Source organism: Deltaproteobacteria bacterium, from assembly GCA_019308995.1.
In the GTDB taxonomy this organism is placed as follows: Bacteria; Desulfobacterota; Desulfarculia; order Adiutricales; family JAFDHD01; genus JAFDHD01.
The window spans coordinates 1-20,489 of sequence record JAFDHD010000020.1 but is presented as its reverse complement, the minus strand read 5'-3'; the positions used below and the strand labels follow the sequence as shown (position 1 = coordinate 20,489).

The following is a 20,489-nucleotide window of genomic DNA, read 5'->3' as shown; positions in this document are numbered from 1 at the left end:
GGTGAAGATCCGTACCACGCGGTTTGGTGAGATTGAGGTTGAGGACGAGGCCGTTATCTCAGTCCCCGGAGGCCTGATCGGATTTTCCGATCAGGAACGTTATGTGATTATCGAACACAAACCGGAATCACCGTTCTTCTGGTTTCAGGCAGTGGACCGGCCTGACCTGGCCTTTGTCATCGCCAATCCATTTGCCTTCAAGCCGGACTATGACCTGAACCTGAGTGAAGATATCCTGGCCGACCTTGGCATTGAAGATCCAGAAGATATGGTCGTGTATGTCATCATGACCATTCCCCACGGCCGTCCCCAGGACATGACGGCCAACCTGCTCGGGCCGCTCATCATTAACACCAAATCCAGAATAGTTCGGCAAATCATCCTGGATGACTCCGAGTATTCACACCGTTATCCTATTTCAGCGCCCTCGCATGAGGCCGAAACTTCTTAAAAATAAAAAAAAAGCCCAGGAGTTAAGCTCCCGAGCCTTTGAGCCATCTCTTCAGGTTTGTTAGATCAGCTCTTGCAATGCCTCCTTCAGCATTCGATCAGCCACATCTTCAGCTTCAACATCATAAGTCCCTGCCGCAAGTTTTGCCTTGATGGCTTCCACTTTTTCTTGACGCACAGCCGGAGCGGTTTCGGCCAGTTCCTTGGCCCGCGCGATTTCCCGGGATTGCTGCGAAAGCTGAACCTTGTCAGCGGAAGGTTCTTTCACCGGGGAAGGCTGGTCGGGCTGTTTCTTCTCTTTTATCTCGTCTGCGACAGCCTTGGCCTCACCCTGGTAGCGATTAACCTTGGATCCGGGGTCAAATTCGTTTATTTCCATATCGAACTCCTTAGAGCATGGTTTGATCAACCATCTCCCTGGTTATCTCGATCATTCTTTGCGCCAGCTTGCCGGATTCCCTATTGTCAAGCGTCTGGATAATCTCGCCGCGTTCATGATCAACAGTGTGAAAGATAAGCTGACCGCTGGCGATGTCTTGTGACAAATTCAATGGTTCGCCGTATTCCCGGCTCAGCCTGGTCATGATCTCATTTTCAACGCCGCCGGCCTGAAAATTTCCATTGATCAGGTGAATGATAATTTCAGAAGCAACCCGTTCTACAACCTGCTTGCGCTTGACTTCGGCGGAAACGCGGAGCTGGTCCGCGGGCTTGCTTTGTTCGGCAGCACTTCCCTGTTTGAGGCGCACGCCTTTGCGAACCTGTTTTCCATATACCTGCATGACCTTTTGTATCTGAGACAGGGTAACAGTCATGCCTGGGCTCCTTCCTCATTTACCTTATCGGTAAATAAGGAAAAATCTTGAATAAAAATTCAAGTTTCAGTCGAACTTTTTGCCAGTTTTACTTAAGCTCCTCTTTGATTACGTTTATAACCCTTTTTTATGCAAAGATCAAGCCGGAAATACAATCAAAACCCATAGGAGGATCAGGTCTTAGAATTGGTTGAAACCATTGCTCTTGACTGCCTGAACATGGATTAACAGGTCAATGCCGACCCTTTTGAACATAGTATTTACAAAAGAATCGTCAACTCATTGACGACCCCCGCCACGGCGCAGATACCACTACTGACCCGGCAAGAGCTCTTGATAGCTAACCTATTATTCTTACAGCTAAAATGGGTGGCTGAACAGGCAAGCGGCCTTCACTTCCCAGTGGCGCAAATGTTGCATCCAACCTGAGAGAGGAAAAGGCCGTATTATAACCTGAACTTAAGCCAGAACCTCTAACTTACGGACTCATAAGACCTCATATTGGAATCTGTGAGTCCATGTCAGTTCGAGCTTTCATGGATTTTCTACTGCTTGGCAGCAATTATTTCAAGCATGCCTTACAAGAAATGGGACACCGGGCCGTATGGGCCGGTGATGACCCGGCGTGCGATCTATGTCTGCCAGCTCAGAAGCTGGATATCCCGTACATAATCTCCCGCCTTTCTTGTTCACCCGAGGCCGTCATCCTGACAGACGATCTGGGCCGAAGAGTCTTCCCTTCCGGCCTGGAAAAGACCTCCTTACTCAAGGTCTGGTACGCGGTTGACGGACCCCTGAATTTTTTCTGGCACAAAGAATACGCCTCTTTGTTCGATCTGGTTTTGGTTGATCAAAAGGATTGTGCTCAAAAACTGTCCAGGCTTTCGGCCGCAAAAACCTGCTGGCTGCCGGTGGGGATTGAAACTGAGCTTTTTCAGGGTCCGGCTGAGGAAAAAATCTACGACCTGGCCTTTGTTGGCGCTGTGAACAAAAACGTCAGGCCCAAGCGGCGCCGGATTATCAAGCTTCTGTCAGAACGGCATTCGGTGCGCACAGCCGGTGGCAGGCAAAAAGAATGGGTTCCGCCGCAAGCAGCGGCCCGGCTCTACCGGCAGGCCAGGATGGTGCTGAACGAGAACCTGTTTGATGGAGTAACCACCCGCATGCTTGAAGGCATGGCCTCCGGAACCATGCTCTTTACCGAAGCGGCTGCAAACGGCCTTGAAGACCTGTTTCAGCCAGGGCAAGACCTGGCCGCCTTCAGTCCTTGCGACCTGCTCGAACAGGCGGAATACTATCTGAATAACGAGAAAGAAAGAGAACGAATCGCGGCGCGGGGCCGGGAAAAAGTGATGACAGCCCATCATATAAGGCATCGGACTGAAACACTGCTAAACCTCACCGCCCATGCTCGCCCCGGAACCGGGCTGCAGGAAGGAGGTCTTTTTTTCGGCCAGCAGGGAAAGGTTCTTTTCTTGGCGGCCATGCGTTGGCCTGATCAAGGCAGCCGGAATTGGATCATACGGGCTGAAACAATGCTCAAAAGAGCCAAGCGCCTAAATCAAGCTGATAAAGACGCCTTGTTTTTCTTAGGCCTGATTCAGATACTCAGAAACAACCATACAGAAGCAAGAATCAACCTGGAAGACGCCGCCTCGCAAGGCAGCTTCAGGGCGAGACTCACATTAGGGTATCTGGCCCTGAACAAAAGAGACAGGCGCCGGGCGGGTCAATCCTTTCGGCAGGCGGTTCGCCAGGCTGAAGGTCAGGCTTCGTTTGAATCAGATCCTTTCCGAAATATGTCGGACAACGGGGATTTATCCGCGGACCAGCATCACGCGCTCGGCCAACTCCTTGAAGCCCGAGGCCACGACCTGACCCCAGGTTTTTCACGACTCAATCTGCACATGTCAATGTGGAACGCTTTTGAACATTATTACCGGGCCGTGACGCTAGACCCTTACCATTTACCGGCCCTGACGCGCCTGGGCGATCTTTTGATGAAGTACAACGCCAATATCGAGGCCTATCACTTCCTGGCCCGGGCAACCGAGATAGATTCTGTGTCAATTGACCTGGCGCAAAAGGCCAACCTGGCCGCCCGGCAAGGATACATCAGTGTCAGTTAGTTTGCCAGGTGATTCATGGTACTCACTCTTAAAGCCGATTTGGCCTGAATATTGCTCCTTACCTTATCAAGGGACTGAACCGTTAGGGCGAGTCTCTGATCTTTAAATGGGGCTGCAAAAATCTGTAAACGAAATCAAAAATTCGATCTAACGAAAGGAAATGGCGCATCTCGAGACTCCTCCTTCCATTAATGAAGGATTGGACAAACATACCCGGAAATGCCGTCAAATCACTGACGAACGCCCTTTGAAGAGCCATGACCTGCCAGGCGTTTTTGAGGCGATCCGCCCTTCCCTTTTCTGTGAATCAGTCATGGGGAAAAACCGGTTTTCTATCTCCAGCCCGGGCGATGGGGCGGTCAAACGATACACCACGGCTGGCAAGTGTTTGACCTTAATGCTGGGCAGCCGGGGTTATAAAAAGAATCCGCCTGGAGAGGCCCTGCGATTATGACATCTGAGCCTAGTTTATCCCTGTGTATGATCCTGCGTGACGAGACGGCCAATCTGCGGCACAGCCTCGGTCCGGTGCACCGCTTATTCGACGAGGTTGTGGTCATTGACACCGGTTCAAAAGACGGAACCCAGGATTTGGCCCGTTCTTACGGCGCGAAGGTCATTGAAATCCCCTGGTCTGATGACTTTGCCACGGCTCGGAACGCCTCTATCGCGGCAGCATCTAAAGACTGGCTGTTCTGGCTGGACGGAGACAATCGTATCATGCCAGAGGACGTGGAGACGATTCGAGGTCATATTGACGCCAGGCGTGAATCAATCCTGTGGTGCATTGAGGTGGTTGTGCCTTCCGGGGAGCAGTTAATCCAGAAAAGAGTCTTCCCCAACCGGCCGGAAGTCTATTTTGAGGGGCGGGTTCATGAGCAGTTAGTCCACCCGGCTCACTACCGCCTGGTGATGACCCCGGTCAAAATCATCCACTGGGGTTATGCAGACAAGGTTAAAGCCAAACAGAAGGGGGAGAGGAACCTCCGTCTTCTGAAGGACATGGTCAAAAGGCAGGCCCCTGATCTTTATCTTTGCTACCAGACCGGCAAGACTTTATTCAACCTGCGCCGCTTTGATGAGGCTTTACCCTGGCTCAGGCGAGCCGCTGCGGCCCGAAATCAGGCGGACCAAAACCAGGGCCTCTATTTTCATGCTCACATCCTTCAAGCCCAGACATTGGAACGTCTGGGCCGAATTCAGGAAGCCGAGGATTGTCTTAAAAAATTAATCAAGACCAATCCAGAATACGGCCCAAGCCATTTTTATTTAGGACGCCATCTTTACGCCCGTTCTGACTACAAGGAAGCTGCGAAAAGACTTCAGGCCTTTTTAAGGCAGGGGGCCAACGATCCGGTGTCCGGATTGAATTCCAGCCACCTCACATTCATGGCCGCCCTCCTGCTGGGTCGGTGCCATGAAAAGATGAAAAATCCAGAGAGTGCCATGGCTGCTTACCGCATGGCGGCCAAGGTAGATCCAGCGAACCCTGAACCGAGTCTGGCCCTGGCCAGAATCTCCCTGGCCCGGAACCGCCCCGATCAGGCCCTGCGCCATGTGAGGCGCTGCCTTGAACTCTCCCCTGGCAACCGCCGGGGTACCGAACTTCTTGAGGATATAGCCGGCCATGGACAGGCCTGACCGAAAAACCATCGGCTTTTTCACTGACGGGCCGGCCTTTGACGGTGCAACCCTGCAGAAAAAGGCCCTGGGCGGCAGTGAAACAGCGCTGATCCAGGCCGCAGGCGCTCTGGCCGCCCGCGGCCATGAAGTCATTGTCTTCAATAACTGCGAGATGCCCGGCCAGTATGACGGTGTGACCTACCGTCCCATTTCAGATTACGTCCGCCGGGTCAGCGGTTTACAATTCGATGTTTTTATCGTCAGCCGGTTCTTCGATTTTTTTACGATTCCCATCCCGGCCAGGCTTAAAGTCCTCTGGAACCACGACACCCTGGACCGTCCGGACAGGCTGCGACCCGTGCTGGACCGCATTGACCTGCTTTTTACCTTGAGCCGCTTCCACCGAGACAATTTCCTCTCCCGCATCCCTGATCTCGAGGGCCAGACCGTGGTGACTCGAAACGGCGTGGACCTAGCGCTCATTGATCAGGCAACCCGCAATGTCAATAAAGATCGCCAGAAAGTCATTTACGCCTCACGGCCTGAGCGCGGGCTCAAAATACTCCTTGAAGACATCTGGCCCAGCCTGGTCAAGGCCAGGCCGAAGCTGAGATTGTATTTGTGCGGGTATGAGGTCCAGCCTGCTGATCTGGCGCCTGATTTATCCGAATTATATAGTTACCTGAACGATCTGGTGAAACGGTCGCTGAATGTCGTCCCCCTGGGCCCTCTGACAAAAGAAGAATACTATCGCCACCTGGCCCAGGCCTCGCTGATGCTCTACCCCTGCCTCTTTCCGGAAATAAGCTGTATTGTGGCCATTGAGGCTCAGGCCTGTGGCACACCAATCCTGACCACGGATGAGTTTGCCTTGGCGGAGACGGTTCAGGTTCCGGAATTCAAGATCGCTGGCACACCTGGAACCAGGGAGTATGATGACTTATTTATCAAGCAGACACTGAAGCTGCTTGACGAGCCGGGTCTGGCCGCTGCTCATGCCGCCAGGGCTCGAACTGCCATAGAGGAGAAATACACCTGGCCGACCATTGTTGCGGAATGGGAAAGAATATTTGATTTGAGTCTGGCCGCCCGCGCCCGGACATCTGCTGACGAGTTTTATAATAATCATCATCGCCTCTTTTACCCTCGCTTAAAAAAAGAGAGCCTGAAAATCCTGATCCTCCACGGGAAGCATCTGCTAATCAGAGAACTCCTGAACAACCTCAAGGCCCTTGGACACCAGGCCCGTCTTGTGATGATCCGGGACAGGGAGGCTGACTGCCAGAAAATAATTCAGCGTCTGATTGAGGAAATCCAGATGTTCAAGCCGGACTTCGTCCTGACTGTCAACCATCTCGGCTTTGACATGGAAGGATCTGTGACCGGCTTTCTGACACAAATAAAAATGCCTTACGCCTCCTGGTATGTGGACAGCCCCATGCTCATCCTACGCCACTATGAGAAGAATATATCGGATTTCTGCTCCATCTTTCTCTGGGACTCAGACTATATCGCGGATATTAAATCCCTGGGCATCGAGCGTGTATACTACCTTCCCCTGGGAACGGACGAGACGGTGTTCAAACCCCTCAATGGGCGACCCAGTCCGCTGGCCCACCTGAGCTGCGGCATCAGTTTCGTTGGCAACTCCATGACCAAGGCCATCTTAAAAAAGATCGAAAAATTCGGATTCAAACCAGGCTTCCTGTCCCGGCTTGATCAGGCAGCCCGTGAGTTCATCGAAATCAGCGACCGGACACCCCTGGCGCTCTTGAAACGGATGGGTGTCTTAGAACATGAAGCCGCAGCCGGACTCGATGCGGCTGGCCTGGTGGATCTCGAGGCCCTTTTGATCTGGCGAGCCACCCAGGTTTATCGCCTGGAGATGATTCAGTCCCTGGCCCCGCTTCATCCGACCATCATCGGCGACCGGGCCTGGGCCGATTTGCTGGACCCTGAACGTTTCGTCCTGCGGGACCCTCTCAACTACTACGAAGAGCTGCCCTGGTTCTATCCGGTCTGCAAGGTCAATTTCAATGTCACCAGCCTGCAGATGAAAACCGGGCTCAACCAGCGAGTCTTCGACCTGCCGGCCTGCGGAGCCTTTGTCCTGTCGGATGCCAAGAGGCAGATGGCAGACCTGTTCCAAATCGGCCGTGAAGTTATCTGCTACCATGAACCTGCAGAAGCCCTCGACCTGGCGCGATTTTATCTCCGTCACGACGCTGCCCGAGAGGAAGTGGCCCGACTGGCCTACAAACGGGTACTGGCTGAACATACCTACCGTCATCGCCTCTCAAAACTGATTGAACACATGAGACGAGATTACCTGTCATGACTGACGCGGACCTGCACCCTGAGAACATCCTTGTAATCCAACTGGCCCGGTTCGGAGACTTCCTCCAGACCACCCCTCTCCTGGCCGCGCTCAAGGCCAGGTACCCGCACAGCGAGCTGACAGTTCTGGTAACCGCAAATCAAGCTGAGCTTGCCCGGACCAACCCGAATCTTGACGCGGTCCTGACCGTGGACCTGGGAAACCTGGCCGAAATAGCCCAGCGCCGCACCCTTCTTTCTGAAAAATTTAAAGAGCTCTCCACAGCGGTCAAAGGATTAAAAGCGCTAGAATACGACCTGTTGATCAACCTCAACACTTCACGGGTGGCCGCCTTACTGGGACACCTTATTCCAGCCAAAAAAAGGCAAGGTTCACACTTTGGCCAAGACCGAAGGCGTTTACTCACAGCGCCGTGGACCAGATTCATCATGCATCTTATGGCTCACCGCCGCCTGATCCGCTTCAATCTGGTTGACCTGCTGACCACTTATGCCGGTCATGGGGTTCCACCGTCAGCCGGATTGACCTATCCTCTGACCTCTGAGACGGCTCGCCTGGCTTCTGACCTGCTGGGACCGGGCTTAAATGGTCCCCTGCTCGGGATCCAGCTCGGTTCCCGGCACAAGTCCCGGCAGTGGCCTGTGGAAAATTATGCCTGCCTGGGCCAAAAACTAATCATGGAACAAGGGGCTCATCTGGTTCTCCTGGGAACAAACGAGGAACGTTCCCTGGGTCAGGATTTCATGGCCCGGCTGGGCCGCACGGCGCCGCAGGCAAGAATAAGGGTAATTGACCTCATGGGTCGAACGAGTGTCCCGGGCCTGGCCGGAGTTTTAGACAGGCTCGATCTGCTCATCACATCAGACACCGGAAGCATGCATCTGGCCGCTGCACTCAAAACACCGATCCTGGCTTTGTTTATGGGCCCGGCCTTGTGTCACGAAACCGGCCCCTGTGGCCCGGGTCACCTGATCGCCCAGGTTGTAACCGACTGTTCGCCTTGCACAGAGGATGAATCCCGCTGTAGCGAGATGGTCTGCCGGTTCATGATCAAGCCTTCCCTGGTTTTTTCCCTGGCACGTTATCTCCTCAGCCAGAAGGCCTCTGACCTGCCCGGCCGAGAAATGCTGGGATCAAACGTCCGGATCCTCGTTTCAGAGATGGATGACTTTGGCACCATCTACCGTCCGCTAATTCCGTGGCCATTGGACCGGGAAGAAATCCTGGCCCTGGCCTTTCGGGAAGCGGGCCGTTCCTTTATGCGCGCCGGTTATCGCGTTCAGGAGGAGAAACTAGGGTCTGAATTCATGAACTTTGAACCCTCGGAACTGCCTGGATTGGGGAATCTGGTTCGCAGGTTGGTTGAGCTGGAAGAGTTTCTGCCATTAAGGAAAGATAGAGGCCCGGTAACTGACATCATAAAAATCGGGACTGAAGAACCGGAGCTGAAACCGCTAATAAGGACGCTTCTTATTCCTGAAGTGAGCCCAAAAACAGCCCAAGGTATGGTGCAAAACATGAGGGCCGTAATTTCAAAGGCCTTGAGCTATTCCTCTTCCCGGGTTGATACGGGTCGTCAATCGTGTCTTTTTCAGAAGGCCATGGGTTGATATGGCACTCTATTTGCTACTAATTTATAAAAATTAAACCGTAAAGCATTAAAGATGAAAAACCTGCTCGAACACAACCTGAGTTCCCTTGCCCAACATGATCCTGATTTAGCCCGTGAAATACGTTCCGCACCGGACCTTAAAGGAGCTAGGGTGCAGCAGGCAAAGAGCGGCGACCTCTTCGCGATCGTTAATGGGATCACCATGCACAGCCGTTTCGACCCGGTCAGTGAGGGAGAAATCCTGGCCAGATCGCCGCTGGTGGATCGAGCCAGGGCCAGGGGATTGCGGCTTGCGGTCTTTGGCCTGGGACTGGGATACCATGTCAAAGCTCTCACCGAAAGGCTGGATGAAATCTGGGCCATCGAACCCAGACTCGGGCTGATCCGCCTGGCGTTTAGCTGTCTTAACTTCAGTCCTTTTATGGCCAGGGTTCATTTGGTGACAGACCGCCACTCAGCTGCTGACTGGCCGCCTACCCTTCTGCTGCCTCATCCGCCTTCAAGAAGGCTTGATCCCAAGAACTACGAATTCTGGTCAAGCCTTTTGGACGGTCAAGGAAAAAAGCGGGAGACATCGGGAGATTTGAAAAAAGCCTGTATTGAGCTGCCCGGGATGGAAGAGGTCCTGAGCGGCCTCGACCCGGAAAAAAAGATACATCTGGCAGAATTGACCCGGCACATTGAAACCCGGGAGGGAGTTTTATCTGAAGCGGAGATCCTGACGCTGCTGCTTCATGAACTTGCCTTGGTTTCAAATGAAAGCCAGGCTTAACCCCGGAAAGTGAAGGTGAAATTATGAAAATTATCATTGATGGACAGCCCTTGGGGCCTGAAAAAATCCCGAGAAAGATTCTGGATGAAATCTTGAGAGAGATGCGGGACACGCGGGTAAAAGAAAGCGCTCCCAATGCATTAAGTTCATCGCCGAAAACGATAACGAGGATGAGTTCGACAACTATAAAAAAGCCTCCTACCAGATCATGACATCTTCATTTTCTGAACTTGCCTGGGTTTCTATCGGGAACCGGGGTCAGGACTCGATACAAAAGGAGCGGTTATGAAGATAACCATTAATGGACAGCCGTTGGAATCCGTGAAAATCCGGGGAGAGAACCTGGAAGAAATCTTGAGCGAAATACAGGAGGAGCATGTCAGCGGGAGCATTGTCGGTGACGTAATGGTTAACGGCCGAAGCTACCACGAAGATGTGCCTCACGCCGCCCTGGAAATCTCCCTTCAGGATATCGAAATGCTGGAGCTGACGACTCGCTCTGCCGAGGAGATTGCCTTGCATTTTATTGAGCATGGCGAATATGTCGTTGACGCCTTACTCGCGGCCTTGCCCAAGATCGTAGAGATGTTTCGTCTGGGCGACGAGACTGAGGCCAATGAGCACTATCTTCATTTCCTTGAATCCATGCAACTGATGCTCAACATGCTGGATAACACCAGGAGGATCCTGGATATTGACTTCAGCAGCGAACCTGAAAATCAGGATTCCATTGAACAGAAAATGGAACGCCTCTCAGAAGTGATGTCAGAACTGTTAAATATTCAGGAAGAAAACGACTGGATCTATCTGGCGGATATACTGGAATACGAGCTTGCTGAGGAATTGAACGGCTTCAAAGAATTTCTGCCTCACCTCAGAGGCAGGCTTCATTAGGCCCGGCCTATGACTCAATCGAAAGCGATCCTCGAGCGCCTGGCCGCCATGGCCAGGCTTTACCGGCGCTGTCTGGATTTAACACGGGAAATCCTTGAAAAAGATTACCCTGACGATGATGATCTTGCCACCGGCCTGTTTAATCAGCGCACTAAAATTATCAATAAAATAAAGAAACTGGAAGAAAACCTGGAAATCAGGCAGGAAGAGGGCCAGCATTTCCTTTTGGGTATCGCCGACTCGGATACAAAGGAGGCTGAAGGCCTGCTTGACAAGCTGCAGGGCCTCATCACCGAACTGATAGCGACTGACCGCAGGCTTAGAAAAAGGCTGGAAGAGGAGGCCGCTCAGACAGGCCGAAAACTGAAGCAAGTTGAGCGCGGCCACTTGACCCTGAAACGTTATGCCCCTTACAGGGGGGGGATATCCTATTATATTAATCGCCGAAGCTAATGGCCGGAAATCCCGGCCATTTTCCATGAGTTTATAATAACCAAACCCGTTTAAACCTTAACCGAGGCTCGCTGACTGGCGGCTTCTTCCTGAGGAACGGCCTGCTGGGCCTCCGGTTTGCTAACCACGTCATTCCAGGCCTCGTTCAGGGAGCTCAGGAGCCGGATGACTTCATCCAGATAATGGGTCTCTTTCTTGATTTTGCCCGTCAACAGCTGATCGGACATAAACAGGTATAATCTTCTCAAGTTGGCGGCTATCTCCCCGCCGTCAGTTATATTAAGCGAGTGGTTGAGCTCGGCAATGACATCCATGGCCCGGTTGATGTTATTCGCTTTGCCTTCTATATCTCCGGATTCAGCGCATTCCTTGGCCTGACGGATGAACTTGATCGCTCCCTCATAAAGCAGGATAATCAACCGGCCTTTATCAACGGTGGTTACCTGAGTTCGCTTATACTGCATTTGTCCGTATCCACTCATACTCACACTCACCTCCACTTACAGGTAATATTTAAAAACCATTATCATCTCTTTTTCGCGCCGCCGACGCTAGGGAGATTGTCCAGCTGAGCTTCCAGAAACGCCAGCTCACCGTTAAGTATATTCAGCTGTTCTTCGAGTCTGGCGAATTTTTCATTGAGTCTTTGTTTGAGTAAAGTTATGCGTTTCTCTTCATATTCTATTTTATCGTCTATGCCTTTGATTATCCCGTTGTAGTTATCAATGAGCACGATGGCGATGCCATCTTCTGAGTCGGTCAATTCGTCCAGCTTTTCTACCAGACGCGCGCAAACGCCGGTGCTGTTATTATCAGTGTCTTCAACGAAAAGACGCGCCACGGCCTCTAAGTCATCATTAAGAGCATTATTCAAATCCGTGTAATCTATGACCCATTTACCATTCTGGTCTGGATCCGTCTTGATCCCGATCTGGGACAGCTGGACGTATGGATCAACATCGCTGTCCAGGCCCTCGGGATACAGCAAGTCACCGATAACGCTGCGCACAAGAGTAAAGGCGTAGTTGCCGATCATAATCCCGGATTCGCCGGTTTCGGGGATATATTTGGTTTCCTCGCGGATGTAGTCCATGAGAAAATTGATAGAATTGACAAAGGTCTCGACCTGGGTCTTGACCGCGGTTAGGTTGTTGGAAACGGTCACCACGGTTGAGCCTGAGCTCTGGAGATTCAGGGTCACTCCAGTGATGATATCCGAGACGCTATTGGTAGAACGCTGAAGGTACTCCCAGGAGGCACTGGGAAACCCGTCTACCTTGAGCATGGCGTCGGTCGCCTTTTGGGTGATGGTAAAATCGGAGTCGCTGCAGTCGAAGTTGTCGAGGGTCCCGGTGATACCGGTGATGGTATGTTCAGCCCCAGTCTCCTGGGCGGTAAGAACCAGGTGGTAGGCCGTGGTCGTGCTGGTGCCATCATTGATGATGGTGGCCTGGACACCCCGGTTATTTGGGTCATCGTTAATCAAATTGGCCAGTTCCTGTAGCTTGGCGCCTGCCGAAACATTAATGTCTGTCTGCACCCCCTCATATAAATAAGTGAATGTTTGAGTCGTGTCGGTCACCGGGGTGATGAGGTCAATAAATCCTGAGTGCACCCGCTGCTCCGCCTGAGCCAGTCCCTGGTCCTGGGCGGCCTGGAGCGTGGTGTGATATACGTTCATGGTAAAAGAGTCGGCGGCATAGACCGTATCGTCTGAGTCGTCCCCCGGGGTGGAGTCAATGAACTCCACCTGCACCCCCTGAAAGACATCATAGGTGTCAAAGTCGTCCACGACAAAGGTGCCGCTGTTGCCTTCGTTGTCGGCCCAGGAGACGTTTATGTCTTCCTGTCCTACTTTCCCGGTGGTATTGATCATAAAGGTGAAGGTTTTATTAGTGCTGCCGGTATAGGTTCCCTGCTTTCCGAGGTCCACGCCGCCGGTATTATTCCAGTTAGTTTCGTAGAAAGGGTCGTCAATCGAGGTCTTGTAAGTGGTGTCCTCGTAAAACAGGTCCATGCCAGCAGGCTGTTCCACCCAGAGCTGCTTGGCCGTGCCGCCGTCTTTGGCCGTGATGATCAGGCGCTTAAAGGTGTCGCCACTGCGGGTCTTGTCCTCCACCGCCTGCACCGTCTCAAGGATGTCAGCCCCGGCGTCATCCTTGTTATTTATGGCCGTGGCCAGATCATCAATATCGTCAGCGGCGCGATCCCAATCCACGCCCTCGGTCAGGGTCACTGTCTGCCAGGTCCCGGAATCGTTCGGATCGCCCACCCGGATCAGCAATTGTGTTGCAGCATTTCCACCCACAGCCACACCGTCTTCAAAGCTGCGGGTCGCCACCCGGCCGACGATATCTTCACCGACAACCACTGTGTGCGAGCCGGGTATGGCCGTTGAGGTGTTGGTCGTGGTCACGACCGAGGTGTTGGACGAGGAAGAGGTTCGGACGTAAAACTCCTCGAATGAGTCAAAATCTTCACAGAAATCAAGAACTGCGGCCATGCGGCTGTTGAGGCCCTGGAGTGACTTGGTCTTGTCCTGCCAGGAGGTCTTCCACAGCTCCAGGCTGTTGATCTGCATCCGTTCGATGGCGATTAACTGGTCAACAACTTCGGCAAAATCCACGCCTGAACCAAGGCCGGTCCATTTAATGGAGCCTGAGAGGTAGTTGACATTACTGCCAGTGAGACTGACATCAGCGGGCATTACCGTCTCCGCAGTTATAAATTAACCCTGTCTTCTCCCTTGCAGCCAAGTTTTGACTGTGAATGGGAAAGAGGCCTTTTCTCTTGCCTTGATAGAGCAAAGGCCGTACCAAAAAGGCAGTCTCAGTGATTAACAGGTTAACTTACTGTACTGATTATATATTAAGGGTCGAACCCTTTGGTGTTTTCCTGAGGCGGCGGGAAAAGGCGCCCGGGACGGGGAAATATTTTCCCCCGTCCCGGACGGTTGAGAGTTAAAGTTCGATCAGGTGATCTTCTCTTAGCCTCTTCTAGCCTTAACCCAGCACCGAGAGGGCCAACTGGGCCAAGCCGTTCGCCTGGGCCAGCATGGATGTCGCCGCCTGGGCCAGGATCATGTTTTTGGTGAATTCAGTCATCTCCAGGGCCACGTCAATATCTGAAATACGTGACTCGGCCGCCTGCAGGTTCTCCGCCTGGATGGCGATCTGGGTGATGGTGTTCTCCAGCCTGTTTTGTAAAGCACCCAGGTTAGCGCGAGCGTTGTCTTTGCTATTGATAGCCAAGGTAATTTGACCCAAAGCCAGCTGAGCCGCAGACTGGGTAAGAATGGTCTTACCAGGATCGCTCAGGAATCCGCTCACGCCGCTGGAGTCGGTGAGCTGGATCCACTCGCTCGCGGCGCTGTCGTCGTACGCGGTCAGAGCGCCGATCCAGGTACTGGCCCCGCAAATTCCGCCGCCATTGTAATCGGTGGCATCCGCAGCTTCATAGAACATCATGTCATGACCGGCGCCGGTGGCATTACCGTCTATCCTGAGCCGATAGCGGCCGTCATCATCCGTGGTGACCGAGGCCGTGACCCAGCTCGCACCGCCACCTGAGAACGTTCCTTCTGTGATTCCCCCGGCGGCTGAAGTCGTAGTAATATTATCGCCAATAAACTTGAAGGTCACGCCAGTAGCAGAAGCATCTTCCCAGGCCTGATAACCGTTTCCGGCCGCTCCAGCCTCCTTGGCAAAGACCATGACCGCGTTTCCAGACGAGGTGTTGTCCCAGACCGCAAAGACATTGCCATCGGCCGTATTGATGGCCGAGGTGATCGTCTCCATGAAATCAGCCACCGTAGGAGTACCTGCATCGATCGAGATGTCTGCATCACTATCCACGAAATCAGTAGCAGACTGATATAACGCGATCTTAACATCGCCCATGGAAAAATGCATAGGAGCGGCACAAGTAATATTGAAGGCCTCGGCCAGGGAAGAACCGGCCTGGACCGGGTCGCTGTAATCAAAATTTATCGCCACCCGTGCGGCTGTTCCCTGGTTAATGGCGTCCACCAGGGCGTTCAGGCCGAAAGCGCCGCTTTCGGTTGCAGCGCTGGCAACCTGGTACATACCAACGATGTTCCCCAGTTCCGTGCTCACGGCCGAGCCGGTGGTGCGGCTGGCGTCATAGTCATAAGCAAAGAAGAGGTAGCCGTTCGTGGTGGAGACAGCGCAGTTGGCCGCACCCAGGTAAACGTTGTCGTTGTACCAGACGTCCACATTCGTTGTTTCAGTCGTGCCGACGCCCAGTCCGGTCGTAGGCGTGGCCCGCATGTCCTCGACCTTAATATAGTAGTAGTCCTCGGCCGAACTATTTCCAGTACCGAAATGGATCTTCAGACCACTGCCACCGTGCAGTGCCGCCAGAGAACCATCTAACAACTTGACATTGTTAAAATCCGTGGCGCTGGCGATTCGGTCAATCTCAGCGGCCATGGCCTGATACTCGGAGTTCATTATTGCTCGCTGGGACGTGGTATAAGTACCGGTGGCGGCCTGTTCGGCCAGCTCTCTCATACGAATGAGCTTCTCATCAACAACGCCAAGCGCGCCTTCAGCCGTCTGGATCAAGGAAATGGCGTCACTGGCGTTTCTCATGCCCTGATTGAGCACTGCAATGTCGGCCCGCATCAGTTCGCGGACGGCCAGCCCAGCCGCGTCATCCGCGGCAGACATGACCCGAAGACCTGAAGAAAGGGCCGCTGTTGACTTGGCCAGCGATTTATAGATCGTGGTCAGGTTGCGCGCCGCATTCATGGCCATCAGGTTGTGATTAATAACTAAACCCATAACTTAATTCCTCCATGAAGGTTTGTCTTCCCGCCAAAGGCGAGAGAATTCGGCATCCTTGCCTAATTCATATTAATTCATATTAAAGGCCAGTGATCAGCGATGGACACACCTGACTCCACACCTCCCTCTTTCCCATAAATTGCTGATCGTGCTTCAAAGCTCTTATCGGCCATAAAGCCGTGAAACTTAAGCGCCAGGGCTAAGATTAGCCATTATTCTGAGAGCATGCCTGAAGCGTTAACCAGACCAGCCGGATGCCATCTCGCATCCTCGGCCCACCATGGCCCGTGAGGTTAAAAGAGACGCTGAATTTTCTTAGATTTAAGTAAGAAAAAAATTAAGTTCTAAGTGATTAAGACCGATAAGAGGTATGAACAGGTGGGTATCCTATAGGATAAGGCAAGTGAACGATATTCAAGCCATAACCAACTCCGTCAGACCGAATATGACGGCAGAGGCAACGCGATCAGAACCCAGGCCTCAGGCTAAAGCCGAAAACTGGGACAAAATGACCGCGACGCTCGAGGTATATGCCCTTCAAGCAAATTTCCGCCTGCAATTTTCAGTGGATGAGGCCACAGGTAAAACCGTGATTAAGGTGATCAACATTGAGACTCAGCAGATCATCAGGATCATTCCGCCTGAGGCGAGCCTGAAAGTGGCCGCCCGATTGCAGCAGATGATCGAACATGTTATTGACCTCACGGTCTGAAACACCTACTGTTTTTAATTAACCAGCCCAATTCAGCCACGGTTCATTTACATAAAAAAATACCAGCCTAGCTCCAAGGCCATGTCTGCCTGAATTTGACTTTAGCTCCCTTAAGTTTCTTCATTCCATTTTGCGAACAATCGTGGACATTATCGAACCATGCGCTATAATAGCAGGGACTTAAACATGATATGCCGTCTAGGTCCCTCCTTGCCTTTGCCTGGTTTTAGAAAGGCAGTTGCATGAATAAAATATTGAAAGACTTAGCGTCAGGCGCCTTGTGTACTGCCATTGACGCCAACCAGATCGAAGAACACACCAGCTTCGGATGCGGAGAGGGAGCGGAACTTCACACGGACCCGGACATGACCTGGATTTTTACGGGCATTCCATACCCTATCTTTAATGGAGTGCTGTGCGCCCGACTTTCTCAGGACACGGCTCATGAAAGAATCGAGGAGACGATCAGCTATTTCAAGTACCGGAACATACCGATGATGTGGTGGACCGGCCCCTGCTCTCAGCCTCCGGACCTGGGAAATTATCTTCAAGCTCACGGCCTTGTCTTCGCCGGGGAGCAGCCTGGCATGGCCCTAGACATGGAAACGCTCAATGATAATCCGCCTCTGCCAGAAGGATTGAGTATCGAACATGTCCAAAATGAAGAGGATTTAAAACACTGGACCGGCGCGGTTCAGAATGGCTTTAACTTACCAAAATTCGTGGCCAAAGCCCTCTTCGATCACTTCGCCGCCCTGGGCCTGACGAAAAATCATCCGCGGCGGCACTATGTCGGCCGGCTGCACGGAGAGCCTGTGGCATCGGCCACGCTCTTTTTAGGGGCCGGTGTGGCTGGCCTGTATTACATAGCGACAATGAAGAAGGCCCGGCATCGGGGAATTGGCACCGCCATGACCCTGATTCCTCTGCTCGAAGCCCGGCAGATGAACTACCGCATCGGGGTCCTGCAGGCATCTGAGCTAGGGCTGGGAGTTTATTCCCAAATAGGCTTTAAAGAATATTGCACCCTGGGGAGGTATTTATGCGTATAATAAAACACTGGGAACCTCGCACCTAGAGCGGCAAGCACCACATTGGCAGTTTTGACCAGCGCCAGCAGATGCACGCTCTGAAGCGGGTCCGGCCTCCTGATCAGCCGTTCCTGCCTCATCAAGTTTTCTCAAATCATGTCTTCCTTTAACATGCAGATTATTAATGCAAATTCTAATATTACCTCCTTGCCGAGCCTGGAACTGTTCCTTTGCCTCCGTAACGGCCGGGCAGAGGCAATTGAGACGACTTTATACCCTTGAATCGATTCAAATAGATGCTAAAATTTGGCACAAAAAATGCTCCTTTTATGGTAAGAAGAAAATGCATAGAGGAGTTTTCCCTTGAAAAAGGATTCAATCTTGATCGTTGACCCTGAAAACTCCCACAGGGATCATCTGGCCAAGGTCCTTAGGGCCCAGGGGTTTAAAGTGTTTTCTGCGGCCGACGCGGACAGCGCCTTGAACCTCTTCTCAAACCTGGAGCCAGCCTTGATTATTCTGGATGAAACAGTCAATGGTTTGACGCCAACCGATCTAATCCAGGCAATTGAAGCCAGAAATTTGGATAGTTTCATTATCGTTATGTCCCGGCAAGCTGACCTGGATCATTCCATGAACTGGATTATGGCAGGGGCCCTGGCCTGCCTGTCAAAACCTGTGCAGTTTGAGAAACTGAAACCGGTAATCGAAATGGGTCTGGAAAATAAAGAAGCCTTTCGCGAGATCCTTCAGCTGACCCACGACCTGAAGTCGGCCAATCTTGAGCTGAAAAAAAACCAGGAGCTCCTGGTCAAAGAAAGGGGCGCACTCAATGAAAAGACAAAACAAATCCGGTTTCTTTATGAATTGAGCACCGATCTGAGCGCAACCCTTAAAACTCAGGCCATCCTCGACCTGGTGACCCGAGCCTTAGCCTGGCTGGTCAAGCCTGATCTGACCATTATCATATCTGCTTTCGTGCCCCAGGATCAGGCGACTTTTTATACCAGCCGGCGCCTCAGTCCAGCCCTGACCAGCCGCCTGGCCGATGAATTGATGCCTCAGATGGAAAGAGACCTCTCTTCAGAAGATATAATTCACCATCTGGCGCAGCCAATCAAGCCAGCCCGCCCCCTATCCCGGCGTCCTCCGCATCAGATTGTCCTGCCTCTGGTTGTGGCTGGAGAAAAAAACGGCCTGCTGGCCCTTTATTTTTTAAAAAAACCGAAACCAGACCATGACCGAAGGCTGCTTCTTGAAAGCGTGGTCATGCAGGCAGCTCAAGCTTTGCACAACGCTCACCAACATGAAGCGGCCCTGCATCTGGCCACACGAGACCCCTTAACCGGCTTGTTTAACCGCCGAGCCTTTGAGGAGAACCTCCATCAGGAATACAAAAGGGTTCGGCGCCACCAGAGACCCATGTCGCTACTCATGATTGACCTGGACCACTTCAAGTCTGTTAATGATCGTTATGGACATCAAACTGGCGACGAAGTGCTTAAAACCGTGGCTCATATCATTGCCAATTGCGCCCGGGAGACTGATATCCCGGCCAGGTTCGGCGGGGAAGAGTTCGCGGTCATCCTCCCGGATACTCCGCAAGATCAAGCCCTGCTCCTGGCAGAGCGTATTCAAAAAAAGATATCTCAAACCGCGATTCTCGTCAGGGAAGTCCCGCTGAGACTGACCATCAGCCAAGGTCTGGCCGCCAGTGACGTTTCCCATGTCAGGCAGGCTGACGACCTGGTCCGCCTGGCTGACCGGGCCTTATACCAGGCCAAGGAAGATGGCCGGAATACCATTCGTACCGTCGAGGATCTTATGATCAAGACGCCGTTAAAGGGAGCCGTTCATGCCTGAAAACCAAGACAGCCGAGTAGAAATCCGGGTGCCCATAAGAAGCGCTCTGGGTTTCAATATTCTTGAAGACGCAGATTCCTATATGCGCACCTTAAGTCCTGTCTCCGCCATGTTTAAAAAACCCGAACCAGGTCTGGAACTGAATGAAAATGACCCGCTTGAGGCTTTCCTGATCCAAATGGACAGGAAGCTCAATTATCTCATCGGCCTGTTGAGCGAAAAGATCGGCCGCAAGGATTACCGCCACCAAGGCCGGGTGACAGATATTTCTGCCACCGGCCTGAGTATCACCACCGCAAAAAAAATTACTCAAGGCGCCTTTCTCGAAATCGGTCTCATGCTGCCCAACCAGCCTCAGCGAATCATGGACATAGCCGCCAAGGTGCTCTGGGCGAAATCCAAAACAGACCAAGATACCAAAAAGGTCAAATATCAGCTCGGATTAAAGTTCATTGACATCCTGCCTGAAGACCAGGACACCATCGTTCATTATATCTTCCAAAAACAGCGCGAAGAGATCCGCAGTCTGAAAACAGAGCCTTAAGCCAGCCGGAAACTCTTGCCTAAGGTGTCAAATTTGCCTAGCTCTTAAGCCAATTTCTTTTGAAACCCCGCCTAAATAGCGCCTAAACCCATTCAGATACTGGCACAAAAACTGCACAGTAATTATCACGAACGATTTTTTTTAATTCCGGTGAATTAAATTAACGGGCCAAGAATGCCGATACGGTCAAGGATCTCCGGAAGGCCGAATGGTATATAAAGCGTGAGATTGAGAGGGTGGAAAAAGATAAGAAATAAGGGGAGAATGCCAATGTTCGGCTTCAAAAGGGGCATGCAGTATTTTTTTGCCAGCCAGCGCGCCAAGGTTTTGCCTGTTAAAGATGTCTTCAGCAGATTGATCGCCCATGATACTGGTTAGCGCTAATGTTGTTACCTCAGCCATTTTTTTATCCAAAGCCATCGCGGCATTCTTGGCCCGTTAATTT

19 protein-coding genes are annotated in these 20,489 nt (G+C 52.2%); 13 read left to right on the top strand and 6 right to left on the bottom strand.

Annotation, left to right across the window (positions count from 1 at the left end; genetic code table 11):
* Window position 1 precedes the first annotated feature (1 nt).
* Window positions 2–451 (top strand): flagellar assembly protein FliW, encoded by a 450-nt coding sequence (locus JRI95_05665; GenBank protein ID MBW2061038.1) that lies wholly within the window; start codon window positions 2–4, stop codon window positions 449–451.
* A 60-nt stretch (window positions 452–511) separates the two neighbouring features.
* Here the strand turns inward: JRI95_05665 and flgM are convergent, their stop codons facing one another.
* Together flgM and JRI95_05655 are read right to left on the bottom strand one after the other, a co-directional pair.
* On the bottom strand, window positions 512–829 hold the full coding sequence (flgM, locus tag JRI95_05660; protein ID MBW2061037.1) for a flagellar biosynthesis anti-sigma factor FlgM: 318 nt from the start codon (window positions 827–829) through the stop codon (window positions 512–514).
* Between the two features lie 10 nt (window positions 830–839).
* On the bottom strand, window positions 840–1,265 hold the full coding sequence (locus JRI95_05655; GenBank protein ID MBW2061036.1) for a hypothetical protein: 426 nt from the start codon (window positions 1,263–1,265) through the stop codon (window positions 840–842).
* Window positions 1,266–1,783: 518 nt separating this feature from the next.
* Between JRI95_05655 and JRI95_05650 the strand changes: the two genes are divergently transcribed.
* The 8 genes from JRI95_05650 (at window position 1,784) to JRI95_05615 (ending at window position 11,086) form a co-directional block, all read left to right on the top strand.
* On the top strand, window positions 1,784–3,394 hold the full coding sequence (locus JRI95_05650; protein ID MBW2061035.1) for a glycosyltransferase: 1,611 nt from the start codon (window positions 1,784–1,786) through the stop codon (window positions 3,392–3,394).
* Between the two features lie 160 nt (window positions 3,395–3,554).
* Window positions 3,555–3,848, top strand: coding sequence for a hypothetical protein (locus JRI95_05645; protein MBW2061034.1), 294 nt, complete (start codon window positions 3,555–3,557; stop codon window positions 3,846–3,848).
* Window positions 3,845–5,035, top strand: coding sequence for a tetratricopeptide repeat protein (locus tag JRI95_05640; GenBank protein ID MBW2061033.1), 1,191 nt, complete (start codon window positions 3,845–3,847; stop codon window positions 5,033–5,035). The genes JRI95_05645 and JRI95_05640 overlap by 4 nt, the downstream gene beginning before the upstream one ends.
* Window positions 5,022–7,355: a glycosyltransferase gene (locus JRI95_05635; protein MBW2061032.1), complete on the top strand. Its 2,334-nt coding sequence runs from the start codon at window positions 5,022–5,024 to the stop codon at window positions 7,353–7,355. Before JRI95_05640 ends, JRI95_05635 begins: the two co-directional genes overlap by 14 nt.
* On the top strand, window positions 7,352–8,965 hold the full coding sequence (locus JRI95_05630) for a glycosyltransferase family 9 protein (protein ID MBW2061031.1): 1,614 nt from the start codon (window positions 7,352–7,354) through the stop codon (window positions 8,963–8,965). Before JRI95_05635 ends, JRI95_05630 begins: the two co-directional genes overlap by 4 nt.
* Before the next feature lie 54 nt (window positions 8,966–9,019).
* Window positions 9,020–9,739 (top strand): hypothetical protein, encoded by a 720-nt coding sequence (locus tag JRI95_05625; protein MBW2061030.1) that lies wholly within the window; start codon window positions 9,020–9,022, stop codon window positions 9,737–9,739.
* A 285-nt stretch (window positions 9,740–10,024) separates the two neighbouring features.
* Window positions 10,025–10,633 carry a hypothetical protein gene (locus JRI95_05620; protein ID MBW2061029.1) on the top strand — a complete coding sequence of 203 codons (609 nt, stop codon included), beginning with the start codon at window positions 10,025–10,027 and terminating at the stop codon, window positions 10,631–10,633.
* A gap of 9 nt (window positions 10,634–10,642) precedes the next feature.
* The gene (locus JRI95_05615) at window positions 10,643–11,086 is read left to right on the top strand and encodes a hypothetical protein (protein ID MBW2061028.1); all 444 of its coding nucleotides are present in this window, start codon (window positions 10,643–10,645) and stop codon (window positions 11,084–11,086) included.
* Between the two features lie 50 nt (window positions 11,087–11,136).
* Here the strand turns inward: JRI95_05615 and fliS are convergent, their stop codons facing one another.
* The 3 genes from fliS to JRI95_05600 all read right to left on the bottom strand — a co-directional run bounded on the left by fliS (window position 11,137) and on the right by JRI95_05600 (window position 15,891).
* Window positions 11,137–11,568 (bottom strand): flagellar export chaperone FliS, encoded by a 432-nt coding sequence (gene fliS, locus JRI95_05610; GenBank protein ID MBW2061027.1) that lies wholly within the window; start codon window positions 11,566–11,568, stop codon window positions 11,137–11,139.
* 44 nt (window positions 11,569–11,612) lie between these two features.
* Window positions 11,613–13,793 carry a flagellar filament capping protein FliD gene (gene fliD, locus JRI95_05605; protein MBW2061026.1) on the bottom strand — a complete coding sequence of 727 codons (2,181 nt, stop codon included), beginning with the start codon at window positions 13,791–13,793 and terminating at the stop codon, window positions 11,613–11,615.
* A 295-nt stretch (window positions 13,794–14,088) separates the two neighbouring features.
* On the bottom strand, window positions 14,089–15,891 hold the full coding sequence (locus JRI95_05600; protein MBW2061025.1) for a flagellin: 1,803 nt from the start codon (window positions 15,889–15,891) through the stop codon (window positions 14,089–14,091).
* Window positions 15,892–16,297: 406 nt separating this feature from the next.
* On the opposite strand from JRI95_05600, the gene JRI95_05595 reads away from it, so the two are divergent.
* The 4 genes from JRI95_05595 (at window position 16,298) to JRI95_05580 (ending at window position 20,044) form a co-directional block, all read left to right on the top strand.
* Window positions 16,298–16,606, top strand: a complete 309-nt coding sequence (locus JRI95_05595) for a flagellar protein FlaG (protein MBW2061024.1) — start codon at window positions 16,298–16,300, stop codon at window positions 16,604–16,606.
* 242 nt (window positions 16,607–16,848) lie between these two features.
* Window positions 16,849–17,658 carry a GNAT family N-acetyltransferase gene (locus JRI95_05590; GenBank protein ID MBW2061023.1) on the top strand — a complete coding sequence of 270 codons (810 nt, stop codon included), beginning with the start codon at window positions 16,849–16,851 and terminating at the stop codon, window positions 17,656–17,658.
* 342 nt (window positions 17,659–18,000) lie between these two features.
* Window positions 18,001–19,500, top strand: coding sequence for a diguanylate cyclase (locus JRI95_05585; GenBank protein MBW2061022.1), 1,500 nt, complete (start codon window positions 18,001–18,003; stop codon window positions 19,498–19,500).
* On the top strand, window positions 19,493–20,044 hold the full coding sequence (locus JRI95_05580) for a PilZ domain-containing protein (protein MBW2061021.1): 552 nt from the start codon (window positions 19,493–19,495) through the stop codon (window positions 20,042–20,044). The genes JRI95_05585 and JRI95_05580 overlap by 8 nt, the downstream gene beginning before the upstream one ends.
* A gap of 186 nt (window positions 20,045–20,230) precedes the next feature.
* On the opposite strand, the gene JRI95_05575 is transcribed toward JRI95_05580, so the two are convergent.
* Window positions 20,231–20,464, bottom strand: coding sequence for a hypothetical protein (locus JRI95_05575; GenBank protein MBW2061020.1), 234 nt, complete (start codon window positions 20,462–20,464; stop codon window positions 20,231–20,233).
* Between the last annotated feature and the right edge of the window lie 25 nt (window positions 20,465–20,489).